The 13301-nt window shown below is 68.5% G+C and carries 12 protein-coding genes; 6 read left to right on the top strand and 6 right to left on the bottom strand.

Features of this window, described 5'->3' with window-relative positions; all coding sequences use genetic code 11:
* Window positions 1-57 precede the first annotated feature (57 nt).
* The 3 genes from BT183_RS16405 (at window position 58) to BT183_RS16395 (ending at window position 3237) form a co-directional block, all read left to right on the top strand.
* On the top strand, window positions 58-1296 hold the full coding sequence (locus BT183_RS16405) for an EAL domain-containing protein (RefSeq protein WP_072345522.1): 1239 nt from the start codon (window positions 58-60) through the stop codon (window positions 1294-1296).
* Between the two features lie 97 nt (window positions 1297-1393).
* Entirely contained in the window at window positions 1394-2260 is an 867-nt protein-coding gene (locus tag BT183_RS16400) for a TIGR01459 family HAD-type hydrolase (RefSeq protein ID WP_072345520.1), read from the top strand.
* 2 nt (window positions 2261-2262) lie between these two features.
* Window positions 2263-3237 carry a bifunctional riboflavin kinase/FAD synthetase gene (locus BT183_RS16395; RefSeq protein WP_072345518.1) on the top strand — a complete coding sequence of 325 codons (975 nt, stop codon included), beginning with the start codon at window positions 2263-2265 and terminating at the stop codon, window positions 3235-3237.
* Between the two features lie 43 nt (window positions 3238-3280).
* Here the strand turns inward: BT183_RS16395 and BT183_RS16390 are convergent, their stop codons facing one another.
* On the bottom strand, window positions 3281-3721 hold the full coding sequence (locus tag BT183_RS16390) for a MarR family winged helix-turn-helix transcriptional regulator (protein ID WP_244545363.1): 441 nt from the start codon (window positions 3719-3721) through the stop codon (window positions 3281-3283).
* Between the two features lie 95 nt (window positions 3722-3816).
* On the opposite strand from BT183_RS16390, the gene BT183_RS16385 reads away from it, so the two are divergent.
* The gene (locus BT183_RS16385) at window positions 3817-4245 is read left to right on the top strand and encodes an organic hydroperoxide resistance protein (RefSeq protein WP_072345515.1); all 429 of its coding nucleotides are present in this window, start codon (window positions 3817-3819) and stop codon (window positions 4243-4245) included.
* 611 nt (window positions 4246-4856) lie between these two features.
* On the opposite strand, the gene mutL is transcribed toward BT183_RS16385, so the two are convergent.
* From mutL to xseA, 4 genes are all read right to left on the bottom strand, one after another.
* Window positions 4857-6662 carry a DNA mismatch repair endonuclease MutL gene (mutL, locus tag BT183_RS16380; protein WP_072345513.1) on the bottom strand — a complete coding sequence of 602 codons (1806 nt, stop codon included), beginning with the start codon at window positions 6660-6662 and terminating at the stop codon, window positions 4857-4859.
* A gap of 218 nt (window positions 6663-6880) precedes the next feature.
* Window positions 6881-8023 carry a glycosyltransferase family protein gene (locus tag BT183_RS16375; protein WP_072345511.1) on the bottom strand — a complete coding sequence of 381 codons (1143 nt, stop codon included), beginning with the start codon at window positions 8021-8023 and terminating at the stop codon, window positions 6881-6883.
* A gap of 4 nt (window positions 8024-8027) precedes the next feature.
* Window positions 8028-8252 carry a DUF2093 domain-containing protein gene (locus BT183_RS16370; protein WP_072345509.1) on the bottom strand — a complete coding sequence of 75 codons (225 nt, stop codon included), beginning with the start codon at window positions 8250-8252 and terminating at the stop codon, window positions 8028-8030.
* A gap of 46 nt (window positions 8253-8298) precedes the next feature.
* Window positions 8299-9726, bottom strand: coding sequence for an exodeoxyribonuclease VII large subunit (xseA, locus tag BT183_RS16365; protein ID WP_084603671.1), 1428 nt, complete (start codon window positions 9724-9726; stop codon window positions 8299-8301).
* 411 nt (window positions 9727-10137) lie between these two features.
* Here xseA and purD point away from each other — a divergent pair, with 411 nt between their 5' ends.
* Together purD and BT183_RS16355 are read left to right on the top strand one after the other, a co-directional pair.
* Window positions 10138-11406 (top strand): phosphoribosylamine--glycine ligase, encoded by a 1269-nt coding sequence (gene purD / locus BT183_RS16360; RefSeq protein ID WP_072345505.1) that lies wholly within the window; start codon window positions 10138-10140, stop codon window positions 11404-11406.
* Between the two features lie 525 nt (window positions 11407-11931).
* Entirely contained in the window at window positions 11932-12939 is a 1008-nt protein-coding gene (locus BT183_RS16355; RefSeq protein ID WP_084603616.1) for a patatin-like phospholipase family protein, read from the top strand.
* Here BT183_RS16355 and BT183_RS16350 read toward each other — a convergent pair.
* Complete coding sequence (locus tag BT183_RS16350; protein WP_072345503.1) at window positions 12872-13300, bottom strand: nucleoside deaminase; 429 nt, start codon at window positions 13298-13300, stop codon at window positions 12872-12874. The two genes, BT183_RS16355 and BT183_RS16350, sit on opposite strands and share 68 nt — an antisense overlap.
* Window position 13301: the final 1 nt, after the last annotated feature.

Raw genomic sequence — 13301 nt, 5'->3', positions numbered from 1 at the left:
CTGTTGTGCCGATGCTATGAAAAGCCCGGCCGAATCCGGCTTCCGGAGGCAGGGCGCGTGCAGGGGCTCGTCTACATCTTCATCGCGCTGGCCGCCCTCGGGCTGGGTGTGCTGGCCTATTTCGGGCTCACTTTCACCCCCATAGAGGCCTTCGTCACGGCGCTGAGCTGCGGCACGCTTTTCACCCTCATCCTCGAACGCATGCTGCGCCGTCGGGCCGAGGCGCGCATCGAACGCGGCATCGAGGAATTGTCGCGGCTCCTCTCCACCGATGCGCAGGCCGGCTCGGTGCTGAGCCAGCGCGTCAACGCGCTGGTCGATGTCGATGCCGGGCAACGCCTCGAGGCGGCCGAGGCCGATATCTCGGTGCTGGGCAATGTCGTGCGCCAGGTGGCCGAGGCGGTGGCCGAACTCGAGCAGGATCGCGCTCGCCGCGCTTCGGGCGTCACGGCGCCCGTCGCGCTCCCTCCCGAACCGGCGCGGCCTGCGCGGGTCGAGCCCATCGTCGCCCCGCAGGAATTGCGCCGCGCCATCGCCGGGGGCAGCCTCGTCTTCCAGTCGGCGCCGGTCATGCTCCTGCCCATGCGCCGGCCCTTCGCCCATGATCTGCTGGCCCGCCTCGTCCAGCCCGAGGGCAGGCTGCTCGAGCCGCATGATTTCATGCCACGGCTGGGTTACGAGGACATTCACCGTCGTATCGATGCGATGATGCTCGACGAGGCCGTGGTCATCGCCCGCCGCGTGCGCATGGCTGGGCAGTCGACGCTGATCGGCACGCATGTCTCCCGCGCCACCCTCCATGATGCGGCGGCGATGGAAAATCTCGTCGCCGTCATCGATGCCAATCGCGCCATCGCCGAAATGATCCTGCTGCGCATCGCCGAGCCCGATTTTCGCGCCTTGCCCACCAATCGCCGCGCCGCGCTCGCCACCATCGCGCGCAAGGGCGCGACGCTGTCGCTCACCGGCGCCACGAGCCTCAGGCTCGATTTCCCCGAGCTTTCGGCGCTGGGCGTGCGCTCGGTGCGCATCGATGCGGCGCGCTTCGTCACCGCGCCCGAACAGCTCTCCGATTTCCATGCCCCCGACATCGTCGCCTTCACCCGCCGCTACGGCATCGAGATCCTCGCCACCGATGTGGTGACCGAGCAGCAGGTGCTGAGCCTTTTCGAAGATGGTGTGCTGCTGGCAATGGGCCCCCATCTCGGCCGCCCCGAACCGGTGCGCACAGATCTCGTCACCGAGCCCCTGCCCAAGGCGCAGGGCACCATAGCGACCCGTCTCTCGGCCGGCTGAATGGCGGGCAGGGGGTTTCTCCGGGCAAAGGGCATGATATGGGTCCCCCGCTTCAAGCCTTTTTTCGTCCCTGTCGCAGCCTTGTCCTGGAACCTCGATGTCCGATCCGCACGGTCCGCTCGCCGGCCTTTCCCGGCTCTACCCGCGCTACCGCGTGCTCTTCTGCGATGTCTGGGGCGTCGTCCATAACGGGCTCGCGGCCTTCCCGCCCGCCGTCGATGCGCTCAGCCGCTTCCGCGCCGCAGGCGGCACGGTGATCCTCGTCACCAACGCCCCGCGCCCCTCGGCCCCCATCATCGCCATGCTCGATCAGCTGGGCGTGGCCCGTTCGGCCTGGGATGCGGTGGTCTCCTCGGGCGATGCCACCCGCGCCATGATCGCGCCCTATCGCGGCCGGGTCATCCACCATGTCGGCCCGCCCACCATCGACGATGCGCTCTATGAGGGCCTCGGGGTCATCCGCGGCCCGGCCGAGACCGCCGAGGCGGTGGTCGTCACCGATCTCGACGAGGATGACGATACCCCGGACATGTACAGGGATCGCGCTGCGCTCTGGCAGTCGCGCAACCTGCCGCTGATCTGCGCCAATCCCGACAAGGTGGTCGAGGTCGGCGACAAGCTCTTCTATTGCGGCGGCGCTCTCGCCGATCTTTACTCCGAAATCGGCGGCACCGTTCTGATGGCCGGCAAGCCCTATGCGCCGATTTATGCCGAGGCGCTGAGGCTCGCCGAAGAAGCGTTGGGCCGCGCCGTAGCGCGCGAGGAGATCCTCGCGGTGGGCGACAGCGTGCGCACCGATGCCACCGGGGCGGCCGGCTTTGGCATCGATTTCCTCTTCGTCACCGGCTCCATCCATGCCGAGGAGCTCGATGCGTTTGGAGAGGCCGATCCGTCCGACATCCGCGATCTCGTCGCCCCCTCGGGCGCCACCATGGCCGGCTACATGCCGCGCCTCGTCTGGTGATCATGGCGGGCTTTGTCCGGCTCGACGGGCTTGGTGCCGTGCCGGCGCAGCTGCGCGGCGCGCTCGTGGCCATCGGCAGTTTCGACGGGTTTCATCGCGGCCATCAATATGTGCTCGATCGGCTCAAGGCCCGCGCCAAAGCTGAAGGCAGGCCGGCCCTTGCGCTCACCTTCGAGCCCCATCCGCGCGATGTGTTTGCGCCCGAGCCCTTCATGTTTCGCTTGACCCCCGCCGATGCCAAGGCGCGGCTGGCCGAGGCCATGGGGCTCGACGGGCTGGTGATCATGCCGTTCTCGCGCGATCTCTCGCGCATCGCGGCCGAGGATTTCGTCACCCGTTTCCTCGTTGCGGCGCTGGGGGTTGCGGGCGTCGTGGTCGGCGCCGATTTCCATTTCGGCCGCGATCGCGGCGGCACCCCGGCCTTTTTGCGCGAAGCCGGCGCGCGCCACGGCTTTTCGGTCGATATCCTCGATCTGCTTCCCGAGGGCGCCGAGGCGGTCTCCTCGTCCCGCATCCGCGCCGCGCTGGCCCAGGGCGATGTCGCAACCGCCAACGGGCTGCTGGGCTATCACTGGTTCATCTCGGGCACGGTGGTTTCGGGCGACCGGCGCGGCCGCGAACTGGGATTTCCCACCGCCAACATCGCCATGCCGAAAGGCTTTGCGCTGGCGCAGGGCGTCTATGCCGTGCGCGGGCTCATCGACGGGCGCCGGCTCGATGGCGTGGCGAGTTTCGGCAAGCCGATGTTCGGCGATGCCCCGCCGCCCTTCGAGCCGCATTTCTTCGATTTCTCCGAAGACATCTATGGCCGCGAGCTGTCCGTCGCGCTCATCGCCCATATCCGCGGGCAGGAGATCTACGACAGCCTCGATGCCCTCATCGCCGCCATCGCCCGCGACAGCGCCCGGGCCCGCCTGATCCTCGCCGATGCCGCCCCCATGAGCCCCATCGACACGCAGCTGGGGTTTTTCGGGTAAGACAGCGCGCCAAGCCGGTCGCCCCAGCTCTTGCGGCGCGCGCCTAATCCAGCGCCGCGTCGAGCCGCTCGCGCAGGGCGAGCAATTCGCGCCGCAAGGCCTCTCCACCTTCGAGGGTCAGCCCCGTCCCCTTCGCAACCGCAAGCGGAATGGCGAGGGCGCGGTCGCGCATGGCGCGACCCTCCGGGGTGAGGCGAATGCGCACCTGCCGCTCGTCCACGCTGTCGCGCTGGCGCAGCACCAGCCCCCGGGCCTCGAGCCGCTTGAGCAGCGGGGTGATCGTGCCCGAATCGAGGAACAAACGCGCCCCCAGCGCCTTTACCGTGATGTCATCGCTCTCCCACAGCACCAGCATGGCGAGATATTGCGGGTAGGTGAGCTCGAGCGCATCGAGCCGCGGCTTGTAGAACCGCGTGAAGGCGTGCCCGGCGGCATAGACCGCAAAGCACAGCATCTGGTCGACGCTGGGGGGCGCTTCGCTCATTTGAACCTCATCCATCACGCATCCGCTGGAATATCTATTGCACGCAATCTAATTGCGCGCTATGTAAATTTCATCGCAACCGGAGACCCGATGCCATGATCAAGTCCGCAGTCTACACCGCCCACGCCCACACCACCGGCGGCCGCACCGGCACGAGCAAAACTGATGACGGGCGGCTCGAAGTGACCCTCGATACCCCCAAGGCCATGGGCGGCAATGACGGTCCGGGCACCAATCCCGAGCAGCTCTTTGCCGCCGGCTATTCGGCCTGCTTCCTCGGCGCGCTCAAGGCCGTCGCCCGTGGCGAAAAGGTCAAGATCCCCGACGAGACCACCATCGACGCTTCGGTTTCCTTCGGCGAAAACGCCAAGGGCGCCGGCTTCAACATCGCCGTCGAACTCAAAGTCACCCTTCCGGGCTTCGATCACGCCCAGGCCGAAGCCCTGGTCGAAAAGGCCCACCAGGTCTGCCCCTATTCCAACGCCACCCGCGGCAATGTCGACGTCAAGCTGATCGTCGCCTGATCTTTCAAGGGGAGGGGGGTCCCGCGATCCCGCGTGGGGCAAAGCCCCCTTGCCCTGAGAGGACCTCATCCTGAGGAGCCCCGAAGGGGCGTCTCGAAGGACGAGGTCCGGGTCCACCGCGCGCACGTCCTCGCCCTTCGAGACGGGGCTCCGCCCCTCCTCAGGATGAGGACTACGCAGGCGCAGTGAGGTGTGGGTCATGCTTGCGGAGAGACTGAGCAAGCGGCAGGGCCCCCTCACCCGGCCTTCGGCCGACCTCTCCCCCAGAGGGAGAGGTTAAGACGGGCTCCATTCTAATTAGCTTCCGCGGGCGATCTGAACTCCCGAGGCTCGCGCACCACCTTACCTCTCCCTTTGGGGGAGAGGTCGGCGCGTCAGCGCCGGGTGAGGGGGCCTTGCCCCACGCGCTGAACCTCGTGTGTTGCTGAAACAGAAACTGGATTCCGGCTCTCGCCGGAATGACGCCGTGGATTGGGCTGGGGGATGGTGCCGGAGGCTGAAAGGCCGCCTCAAAAGCAGGAACCTCCGTTTGCGGTGCGGACTATGGTGAACAGAGGTTCCTGCTTGCACAGGAACGACCCGGTTCGAGGGTTTCAGCCAAAGCGCCCCCTTCACTTCCCCCGCCCGAACAGCCTCTCGATATCCCTGAGCGAGAGCTGCACATAGGTGGGCCGGCCGTGGATGCACTGGCCCGAATGAGGCGTCGCTTCCATTTCGCGCAGCAGCGCGTTCATCTCTTCGGGCCTGAGCCGCCGCCCCGAGCGCACCGAACCGTGGCAGGCCATGCGCCCGATGATCGCTTCGAGCCGGTCCGACAGCGCCGCGCTCGTGCCCCATTCCGCCAGCCCGTCGGCGAGATCGCGCACGAGCCCGGCCACATCGGCCTGCCCGAGCAGCGCCGGGGTTTCACGCACCGCCACCGCGCGCGGGCCGAAGCGTTCGAGCCCCAGCCCCAGCCCCTCGAGCACCGGAGCCGCCGCCGCCAGCCGCTCGCAATCCTCCTCCGGCAACTCCACGACCACCGGGATCAGGTGCCGCTGGCTGGCGATGCCGCCATCGGCCAGCGCGCGCTTCATCTTCTCGTAGACCAGCCGCTCATGGGCGGCATGCTGGTCGACCAGCACGAGGCCGGCGGGCGTTTCCGCCACGATGTAGTTTTCGAACATCTGCGCTCGCGCCGCTCCGAGCGGATGCTCGGCCACCGCGTCGGGCAGGGGCTCGGCGACGACCCGCGCCGAGGGTTCGGCGAGCCCGGCAATCCCGGCCTGCGGCGCACGAAACGCCGGAGAATAGCCTTGCGCCGGCGCGCGGAATTTCGGCTCGATATCGGGGTGCCAGCCCGTCGCCGCCGGTCGCGCCGCGTCCATTTCCGGGGCGCGAAAGGCATCGACCAGCGCCTCGCTGGTGCTGCCGCTGGCCCGATGCCCGGCCGCCGCCAGCGCCTCGCCCACGGCTCTGATCACCGCGCCCCGCACCCCGCCGGGGTCTCGAAACCGTAGCTCCGTCTTGGCCGGATGCACATTCACATCCACCTCGCCCGGATCGACCGATAAAAACAGCGCGATGGCCGGAAAGCGGTCGCGGAAGAGGTAGTCCGCATAGGCCGCGCGCACCGCACCCAGCAGCACCTTGTCGCGCACCGCCCGCCCATTGACGAAATAATGCTGTAAAAGGCTGTTGGCCCGGCTGAACGTGGGCAGGCCCGCCAGCCCCGCCACCACCACGCCATGACGCATCAGCCCCAGCGTCACGGCATTGGCCACGAACTCATCGCCCATCACATCGGCAAGCCGTGCTGCGAGCGCCCCCGGCCCGCTGCGCGCCGGCCAGTCCACCGGCATGCGGTCGGGCCCGTCGAGGCGGAACTGCACGCCCGGATTGGCCATGGCCAGCTTCTTGGCCACATCGGTGATGGCGCCGGCCTCGGCCTTGTCGCTCTTCAAGAATTTGAGCCGCGCCGGCACATCGGCGAAGAGATCGCGCACCTCCACGATCGTGCCCCGGTTCATCGCCTCGGGCACGATAGGGCCCGGCTGGCTGCCCGACACCGTGATCTTGAGCCCCGATGCCGCGCCCTCGGGCCGCGAGGCCACCGAAAGCCGCGCCACCGAGCCGATCGAGGCCAGCGCCTCGCCGCGAAAACCCAGCGTGCGGATATCCTCGAGCCCGTCATCGGCAAGCTTGGAGGTGGCGTGCCGCACCACCGAGAGCCGGAGATCGGCCTCGTCCATGCCGCAGCCATCATCGAGGATGCGGATCAGGCTCTTGCCACCGCCCGAAGTGGTGATGGTGATCCGCCGGGCCCCGGCATCGATGGCGTTTTCCACCAGCTCCTTGACGACGCTCGCCGGCCGCTCCACCACCTCGCCGGCGGCGATGCGATTGACGAGGTCCTGCGGCAACTGGCGAATAGGCAAGCGCGATTCTCCTTTGCGCCAGTATAGGCGAATTTGCCGGGCGCAGTCCCTCAGCCCCGCTTCTTCACCTCTCCCTGGGGGGCTTCGAGCCGTGCCGCAGGCCAAATCGCTCCGGTGGAGCGATTTGAGGCGAGAAGGCCATGAGAGCTACGCTCGAATGGCGCGAGGTCGGCCGAAGGCCGGGTGAGGGGGCCTTGCCGCAGCCTCGATGCCAGCCCTCAGCCCGCCAGCACCGCGATCACCGCCGCAATCGCCCCCGGCCCGCCGATCCGCGCCTGCCCGATGGCGCCGCGCCGGGCCCGCTCGGCGTCATCGCCCAGAAGCCGCGCCGCGGCGTCGGTCACCGCCTCGGGCGTGGCCGCAACGGTCAGCCGGGCCTCTCCGAACATCGCGGTCTCTTCGATCAGCCGCTTGCGCCTGTCGCCTTGCCGCATCAGGTGGATCACCGGTCGCCCGAGCCCGATCGCCTGCGTCACCGCCGTACCGGCCTGCCCGAGCACGAGGTCCGAGCCTTCGACCAGCGTGCCCAGCGCCCCGCGCGCGCAATGGATCTCATGCTCCCCCACAACGATCCGCCCCGCATCGGCCGCCTCGGCACCGGGGCCGGGCGGCACCGCCACCCCACCCACCGCAGCTGCCAGCGCGCCCAGTTCCACCCCATCGGCCAGTGCGAGGAAGAAATCGGGTTCGAGCCCCTCGGGCAGCGCCAGCAGGCCCCGGAGCTGGATTGAAAAGATCTCCGCCGCATCCGCCCGGCTGCCCGGCAAAAGCGTCACGGCGCGTCCCCGCCGCAGCCGCTCGGCCATGGCGAAGGGCGCGCGGGGCACCGTGTCCATCATCACATTGCCGGCAAAGCGCGCATCGATGCCGCCTTTTGCAAGGCTCTCGGCCAGGCGGGCGCTGCGGCAGAACACCGTGGCGCAGGTCCGCCTGGTGATCGCCTTTTCGAGCCCGCCATAGAGCCGGCCATGGCCCGTGCGATAGACATCGAGCCACACGATGCCGGCATGTCCGGTGAGCCAGCAGCCGAGCACGCCCATCATGTCGCCGATCACCAGCACGCGGTCATAGGCGTTCCGCGCCTGCCGCAGGAATGTGAGCCCCGGCGGAATGGTCGCGAGCCCGCCCGTCGCCACATCGCGCGCAACCGTGCCGGCCTTCACCCGCGAGCCCTGGCTCGCCAGCTCGGCACGGGGCCCCACCACCGAGCAGAGCCCGTCAAATGCCGCGCCCGGGCCCAGCGTCGGATAGGCTTCGGCATGGATCGAGGCGGGCAGGCGCGCGATAAGGGCTGCGGCGATGGAATCCTCGCCCATGCCGTTTGAAATCACCAGCAGGCGCCGCGCCGGCGCTGCCGGCATCGGCTCAGACCCGGCCAAGCCCGTGGCGGACAAACGCCTCATGGGCGGCCTTGGCGTCGACATAGGCTTCTTGCCGGTCGACATTCCAGTAGAGCAGTTCATCGAGCGGGATCGGCGTGCCGGTGATGGCGCAGCGCACGAAACTGCCCGGCCGCACCACGACATAATCGCCGTCGAGATAGCGGATCTGCGCCTCGGAGGGATTGAAGCTCTTGTCGAAAATGTTCATCGGCCGGCCTTTCTGGGCCTCCACATATAATGGAGACCGACCGCTATCAGAAGAGGCTTTGCTGCCGCGTCGTGCTGCCGGCATCGGGCGCCTCGCCCGCCTTGCGCGGCGGCTTCGGCTTGCCGCCGCCGCCCTCGATCACCGCGCCGATCTCGCCATCGGCAAATTCGAGTACCACCGCATCGCCCGGGTTGAGCCCCGCCTTGTCGCGCACGATCTCGCCGCCGCGCGTGACGAGCGCGAAGCCGCGCCGCAGCACGCCCTTGTGGCTCATGCTTTCGAGCAGCCGCCCCAGTCCCGCAACCCTGTCGCCCCGCCGCTCCAGCGTTCCGTGCAGTGCCGGCGCGATGCGACCGCCGGCCCGCTCGAGCCGCTCGGCGGCGTTGCCCAGCCGCTGCGACAGCAGATGCGGAGAGAGGCGCGGCGCCGTGCGCATCAGGCGGATCGATTTGAGCTGCGCCATGTGCCGCAATCCGGTGGCCAGCCCCGTCGCGGCGTGGTCGAGCCTTTGCCGCTTGGTGGTCAGCAGGTCCTGCGGACGCGGCAGGCCGGCCGCCGCTGCCCGCAACCTGTCGCGTGCCGAGCCGCCGATGCGCCGCGCTCCATGGCCCAGCCGCAGGTCCAGTTCGGCCACATAGCCGATGAGGTCGGCCCGCACCGGCACCGCCGCCTCGGCCGCCGCCGTGGGGGTGGGGGCGCGATGGTCGGCGGCAAAATCGGCCAGCGTCGTGTCGGTCTCGTGGCCCACCGCCGAGATCACCGGAATGGCGCTGCCGGCAATGGCGCGCACCACGTTTTCCTCGTTGAAGCCCCAGAGATCCTCGATCGAACCGCCCCCGCGCGCCACGATCAGCAGGTCGGGGCGGGGGATGTCGCCCTCCGGCAAAAGCGCGTTGAAGCCCGCGATCGCCGCTGTCACTTCGGCGGCCGAGGTCTCGCCCTGCACCCGCACCGGCCACACCAGCACATGGGAGGGGAACCGGTCGTCGAGCCGATGGAGGATATCCCGGATCACCGCGCCCGTGGGCGAGGTAATGACCCCAATGACGCGCGGCAGATAGGGCAGCGGGCGCTTCCGCTCGCGATCGAACAGCCCTTCGGCCGCCAGCGCCTTGCGCCGCTCCTCGAGCAGCGCCATCAGCGCGCCGACGCCGGCCGGCTCGATCTGCTCGATGACGATCTGGTATTTCGATGATTTGGGATAGGTGGTGAGCCGCCCCGTGGCGATCACCTCCAGCCCCTCCTGCGGCTTGAAGCGCAGGCGGGCAAAGCTCGTGCGCCACACCACGGCATCGATCGCCGCATCGGCATCCTTCAAGGTAAAATAGGCGTGCCCCGAGGCATGCTGGCCGCGAAAGCCCGAGATTTCCCCGCGCACCCGCACATGCCCGAACACGTCCTCCACCGTCCGCTTCAGCGCTCCGGCGATCTCCGAAACGGTATAATCGCCAGCATTGGTCAGCATGTCGCTCATGGCCCCGTCCTGCGCCATTAGGGGTGCGGGGTCAAGGGTGGGGCAGGGGGCCACTTCCCTTCTCCCCTCGTGGGAGAAAATGGCCCGCAGGGCCGGATGAGGGGTTCACCCTCTCGGCCCGAATCGTAACCCTCACCTCGCCCCCATGGTTCGGGACGCGCCGTGCGGCGTTCCTCACCATGAGATCGGGCTCATCCGGCCTCCCACAGCGTCTCATTCAGCTCTCGGAGAACCTCATTCTGAGGAGCCCCGCAGGGGCGTCTCGAAGAACGAGGTTCGGGCACTCACAACTCCCCGCTCCCCCGCCCAGAGCGCTCGCGCCCTTGTCCTTCCCCCGGTTTCATGCAAAAGCCCCTCCACGGGCCGGCGAGAGCCCCAGGGGAGGCCAAACCTTTGCGTGGTGGGGGCCAGATGCGGGTACTGGTAATCGGATCGGGCGGGCGCGAGCATGCCCTGTGCTGGGCCATCGGCAAGTCGCCGCGGCTGCGCAAGCTGTTCTGCGCGCCCGGCAATGCCGGCACGGCAGCGGTCGCCGAAAATGTCGGGCTCGATATCGATGATCCGCAGGCGGTGATCGCCTTCTGCGCCGCCGAGCGCATCGATTTTGTCGTCGTCGGTCCCGATGCGCAGGTCGTGGCCGGCCTCGGCGACAGGGTGCGCGGCGCCGGCATCGCATGCTTCTGCCCCAGCGCCGAAGCCGCCCGGCTCGAAGGTTCGAAAAGCTTCACCAAGGCGCTCTGCGACGAATTCAACATCCCCACGGCCCGCTACGCCCGCTTCGATGCCGAAGCCCCGGCGCTGGCCTATATCCGCAGCCAGCCCGTGCCCATCGTGGTCAAGGCCGACGGGCTTGCCGCCGGCAAGGGCGTCACCGTCGCCATGAGCCGCATCGAGGCCGAAGCTGCCGTGCGCGACTGCTTTGCCGGCGCCTTCGGGGCAGCCGGCGCCTCGGTGGTCATCGAGGAGTTTCTCGAAGGCGAGGAGGCGAGCGTCTTCGTGCTCTGCGATGGCGAGCGCACCCTGCTGCTCGAAACCGCGCAGGATCACAAGCGCGCCTTCGAGGGCGATACCGGCCCCAATACCGGCGGCATGGGGGCCTATTCGCCCGCTCCGGTGATGACCGATGCGCTCATCGCCCGCACCATGAACGAGATCATCGACCCCACGGTGCAGGGCCTCAAGGCGCGCGGCACCCCCTATCAGGGCGTGCTCTATGCCGGGCTGATGATCACCCGCGAGGGGCCCAAGCTCATCGAATACAATGCCCGGTTCGGCGATCCCGAATGCCAGGTGCTGATGATGCGGCTCAAATCCGACATTCTCGACCTGCTCGAAGCCGCCGCCACCGGCAATCTGCGCGGCCGGCACGCGGAATGGCGCGAAGAAGCCGCCCTTACCGTCATCATGGCCACCCGTGGCTATCCGGGCGCCTATGGCAAGGGCAGCGTCATCGCCGGCGCAGAGGGGCTCGACGACGAGACGCTGCAGGTCTTTCACGCCGGCACGGCCCGGATCGATGGGCAGCTGGTCGCCAATGGCGGGCGGGTGCTCAACGTGACCGCGCTGGGCGCCACGGTGGGCGACGCCCGCGCCCGCGCCTACGCCGCCATCGATGCCATCGACTGGCCCGAAGGCTTCTTCCGCCGCGACATCGGCTGGCGCGCCCTCTCGCGGGGGTAGGTCTTGCTATGAGCTGATTAAGGTCAGCCCCGCGATCGCGCAAACGGCAAGGCCCCCTCACCCGGCCTCCGGCCGACCTCTCCCCGAAGGGAGAGGTAAGAGGTGCGCAAGGCTCGGGAATGGCGGTTCTGGCAGGCGATTTAGTGTAGGCCCCTCTTCACCTCTCCCTTCGGGGGAGAGGTCGGCGCGATAGCGCCGGGTGAGGGGCCTTGGCCACACGCGCCAAATCCCGCATGTGACTGAGATCACAACTGGTTTCCCGCTTTCGCGGGAATGACGCCGTGGCATATCGGGGCTGAGCGCTAGGCGCGAATGGCAGGCAGAGGCGTCTCTAAGGGCGAGGTCCGGGTCCCCGGTGTGCCCGCCCTCGTCCTTCGAGACGGGGCTCCGCCCCTCCTCAGGATGAGGACTGCGCAGGCGCAGTAGGGGTAGGCCAAGTCCAGGCCACCCCCCCCATCCGCATTGAAGTCCGCCCCCCGCAGGCCTACCTTTGGGACAGCGTCTCAAGCAGAACCGGCCGCCGCCTTGTTCAAGAATCCCTTTCGCCCGCGCCGGAAGAACGGCCCCACGGCGCTCCAGAGGCGCGGGCAGCTCTATGTCGACCGGTTGCGCGGGCAGGCGCCGCCGCCCCGGCGCGATCCGGGCGCCATGCCGCGCATCGGGGTGGCGCTTGGCGGGGGGTCGGCGCGCGGGCTCTCGCATATTCCCTATATCGAGGCGATGGACGAGATGGGGCTCACTCCCTCGATCATCGCCGGCACCTCGATCGGGGCGCTGCTCGGGGCCGGATGGGCCAGTGGCATGAGCGGCAAGGCCCTGCGCGATCACAGCTTTTCGGTGCTCTCCACCGTCCAGACCATGGCCGGACGGGTGTGGAGCGCCCAGATCGGCGACCTCAACGGGCTCTGGCGCAACGGGCTTTCGGTGCAGCTCGACGGGCTGGCGGTGGTCAACGCCTTCGTGCCCGAAACCCTGCCGCAGAGCTTTGATGGGCTCAAGGTGCCGCTTTATGTGGTGGCGACCGATTATCACAGCTGGCACCAGGTGGTGTTCAACACCGGCCCTCTGCGGCCCGCCATTGCCGGCTCGATCTCGATCCCGTCCTTTTTCCGCCCCGTCTCCTTTGCCAATCACCTGCTCGTCGATGGCGGCGTGGTCAACCCTTTGCCGGTCGATCAGGCGGCCGATTGCGACGTGCTGGTGGCCATCGACGTCAATGGCGATCCCACGGCGCACCGCTATGTCGCTGCGCCCTCGGCGCTCGATACCTGGTTCGGCTCGGCCCAGATCATGATGCATTCGCTGATGGCGCAGATGCTGGCGGCCTATCCGCCTGATGTCTTCGTGCGCCCGCGCGTCTCGGAATTCGGCTTTCTCGAATTCTGGCGGGTCAAGGAGATCCTTGCCGCCGTCGAGGCCGACAAGGACAATTTCAAGCGCCAGCTGTCGCGCGCCATCGACGGCTTTATCGCCGATCCCGAAAGAACTGCCGCAACAGAGCCTCTGCGCGGCGTTCACCAGGACCGGAAATGACCTCGGGCGCGTGGTGGCAGGAGGGTTGCGCGAAAAGCCGCACGCCATTGTCGACCGCCCCTGCCTTCACATCCTCCGCCCCGTAATAAAGGCGGCGGATGCGGGCATGGGCGATGGCCCCGGCGCACATGGCGCAGGGCTCGAGCGTCACATAAAGATCGCAGCCATCGAGCCGGCCTGTGCCGCGCGCCGCGAGCGCCGCGCGCATCGCCAGCATTTCGGCATGGGCGGTGGGGTCGCCAAGCGCCCGCATGCGGTTGGCTTCGGCAGCGAGCACGACGTCCCCCTCCATCACCACGGCTCCCACCGGCACTTCGCCGCGCTCGGCCGCCTCTTCAGCGAGGCGCAGCGCCAGCTCCATG

The organism is Devosia enhydra (assembly GCF_900119845.1).
GTDB lineage: Bacteria > Pseudomonadota > Alphaproteobacteria > Rhizobiales > Devosiaceae > FPKU01.
The sequence above is the reverse complement of the archived record's forward strand: the minus strand, read 5'-3'. Positions and strand labels throughout refer to the sequence as shown.